This is a genomic window from Pseudonocardia sp. (assembly GCF_025965585.1).
In the GTDB taxonomy this organism is placed as follows: Bacteria; Actinomycetota; Actinomycetes; order Mycobacteriales; family Pseudonocardiaceae; genus Pseudonocardia.
Genome location: NZ_JAOPWR010000483.1, coordinates 1 through 2645, shown reverse-complemented (window position 1 = coordinate 2645; position 2645 = coordinate 1). Strand labels below are relative to the sequence as shown.

Genomic DNA, 2645 nt, shown 5'->3' with positions numbered 1-2645 from the left:
CTCAGGGGCGGCCGCACGCCCGCCTGCCCAGCGGAAGCCGAGCCTTCGGATTCGGGTCGCTCCTCGACAGAGGACGCCGATGTCACCACGCGTACCGCCCTTTCCACACCCCGACATCCAGAGCGGTTGACGTCCGTCGGCTACCGCTGGATGAGATCATTGCAGGAGAAGTCAGAATGCGGAGCGTCCCCCCAGTACCCGAGAAGACGAGAATCGGGGCGAAAACCCTGTTCAGGCAATTGGTCCATATCGATGACGAGAATGCGCAGATCCATCCGTCACACAGTGGGTGCGCCCGGTCCGGCGCGACCTGCACCAGCGCACTCGTCGACGGCCACCGGATCCACGTGCGCATCCCGACCCACCAGTCGGCCGTGACCCACCATGATCCGATCGTGCTCATCCACGGGCTCGGGGTGTCGAGCCGCTACATGGTGCCCACGCTGGTGCGACTGATGTCGACACTGCGCGTGTACGCACTCGACCTGCCCGGTTTCGGACACAGCTCCGGACCGCACACCGCGCTGCCGCTGACCGCCCTCGCCGACAGTGTCGCCGGCTGGATGTCGGCCGCCGGGCTGTCCCGCGCGACCCTGCTGGGCAACTCGCTGGGATGCCAGGTCATCACCACACTCGCGCAACGACACCCGGATCTGGTCTCCCGGGCGATACTCGTCAGCCCGACCTGTGATCCCTCGGCCCCCTCCGCGATCCGGCAGATCGCTCGTCTACTCGCCGATGCACCCCGTGAACATCCTTCCGAGGTCGCCCTGGCCACGGCCGACTATCTGCGGGCCGGTCCACGGCGCATGTGGCACACCCTGCTCGACGCACTGAACTCTCCGGTGCAGGACCAGCTCGCGCACCTGAACTCCCCCACGCTGGTGGTCCGCGGCGGGCACGGCGCCATGGTCTCCCAGGAGTGGGCCGAGAAAGTGACCGCCCTCCTCCCCCACGGTCACCTCGCGGTCATCCCCGACGCCCCGCACGCCGCGAACTACGACGCACCAGAGCAGCTCGCCGCCCTCGTCACCACGTTCCTCACTGAGCACGACGACACCGCCCGCACCTGTCCGACCTGATCTCGGAGCGGACCGGCGCCTGCGGCTCCGCCGGGACTGTCCGCCCTGGTGACCCCGGCCGGCGCCATCGCGACGAGCCCGAATGCGTTCGCCTCCCTCAGCGCAGGGATCACCCGCTGCCAGGCCGCCGGGATCGCACCCACCCACACCAGCCTCCCCGCGATTGGCGCTGCTGGTCAGGGCTGGCATGGACGGTCAGGCCATCCTGCGCACCGACCGGACCTAAAGGTCGCGTGGCCACCCGCCGAGCAGATGATCGCCAACCTCGTCACCCACCTCGTCGGCCTCCACCACCACAGGGGCCGCTGCGGGCCTCTACGTCGACTACACCGTGTCCCGCCCGCGACCTCGCGCTCGCGATAGCGATCCTAGGCACGGTCGCCGCCCGAGACCGACAGGGCCTCGCGGCGCTGCTCCTGCTCACCTCCCTCAGCCAGATCGCCGACCTGATCCAGGACGCCGCACAACGGTGGGGAGGCCGAGGGAACCGAGGCTGCGGGAACATTGACCCATCCGCGCAGGACAGGCGGAAACCCTCAGGTGAGGATCTCGGCCCAGTCGCGGATCTCGTAGGCCTTCACCACCCCGTGCTCGACGAACGGGTCCCCGGCCACGAACGACTCCGCCGCCTGTCTGGTCGCGAAGATCCCCATGGAGCCCTGGTTCTGCGGGTCGGCGAACGTGCCGACCATGAGCAACTCCCCACGCTCGTGGAACTCAGCGAGCCGCCGTCGGTGCGCCGGGAAGTGCTCGGGCGCCTTCGAGGCGACGTCGTCGGCCGACTCGTAGAACAGGACGTACTTCACGACGCCTTCCCAGCGGCGACGGCATAGGCGTCCAGGGTGGCGGTCCACGCCCCCGGCTGCTCGAACGTGTCGCGCATGGCCTCGGCATGCTCGCCGAACCCCTCGAGGTCGCGGTGCTCCAACACGACGCGCGTCCTCGCAGGCGCCTCTTCGAGGAACCGCACCTCGACCGAGGTCACGAGATCGTCGTGGTAGCGCCAGTCGGCTCCGATCTGCCAAGTCACCACCAGCCGGCCGGGCGGGTCCCAGACCGCGACCCGACCGGTCGAGGTCTCCGTCCCGTCCTCGTGCCGGGTGAACCACCGACCACCGACCCGGGGCTCGACCACGATCTCGGCAATCGGGGCCGAACCGATGTGATGCGCCGTCGGCCACCACGACGTCATGTCGGCCGTGAAGATCTCGAAGGCGCGCACTCTGCTCACGCCGACCGTCACCTCACGCCGGATCGTCTCTACTACCTGCGTCATCGGGTTCGTCCTCCTCGGATCGGATCCTCTGCTCGAACGCTGTCAGCGACCGCTCCCAGAACGCGTCGAGGTGCCGGCGCACCACCGCCAGCGCCTCGGGATCGACCTGGTAGAGCCGGCGCGTCCCCTCCTGACGGTCGATAACGAGCCCGACGTCCTTGAGCACCTTCAGGTGCTGCGAGACGGCCGGTCGACTGACCGGCAGCACGTCGGCGAGCTGCCCGACGGCCAGCGGCCCCCGGGACAGCACGTCGATGATCGACTGCCGGGTCGGGTCGCCCAGCGCG

At 69.2% G+C, this 2645-nt stretch carries 4 protein-coding genes; 1 reads left to right on the top strand and 3 read right to left on the bottom strand.

Annotation, left to right across the window (positions count from 1 at the left end; translation table 11 throughout):
- A partial coding sequence (locus JWR81_RS29890; RefSeq protein WP_297660466.1) for an alpha/beta hydrolase occupies nucleotides 1-1082 on the top strand: 1082 nt, incomplete at its 5' end.
- A gap of 536 nt (nucleotides 1083-1618) precedes the next feature.
- Here the strand turns inward: JWR81_RS29890 and JWR81_RS29885 are convergent.
- From JWR81_RS29885 to JWR81_RS29875, 3 genes are all read right to left on the bottom strand, one after another.
- Nucleotides 1619-1888 (bottom strand): YciI family protein, encoded by a 270-nt coding sequence (locus tag JWR81_RS29885; RefSeq protein ID WP_297660464.1) that lies wholly within the window; start codon nucleotides 1886-1888, stop codon nucleotides 1619-1621.
- The gene (locus tag JWR81_RS29880) at nucleotides 1885-2313 is read right to left on the bottom strand and encodes an SRPBCC family protein (RefSeq protein WP_297660462.1); all 429 of its coding nucleotides are present in this window, start codon (nucleotides 2311-2313) and stop codon (nucleotides 1885-1887) included. Before JWR81_RS29880 ends, JWR81_RS29885 begins: the two co-directional genes overlap by 4 nt.
- Nucleotides 2314-2326: 13 nt before the next feature.
- Nucleotides 2327-2645 (bottom strand): helix-turn-helix transcriptional regulator (locus JWR81_RS29875; RefSeq protein WP_297660459.1); only part of this gene is annotated, 319 nt, incomplete at its 5' end.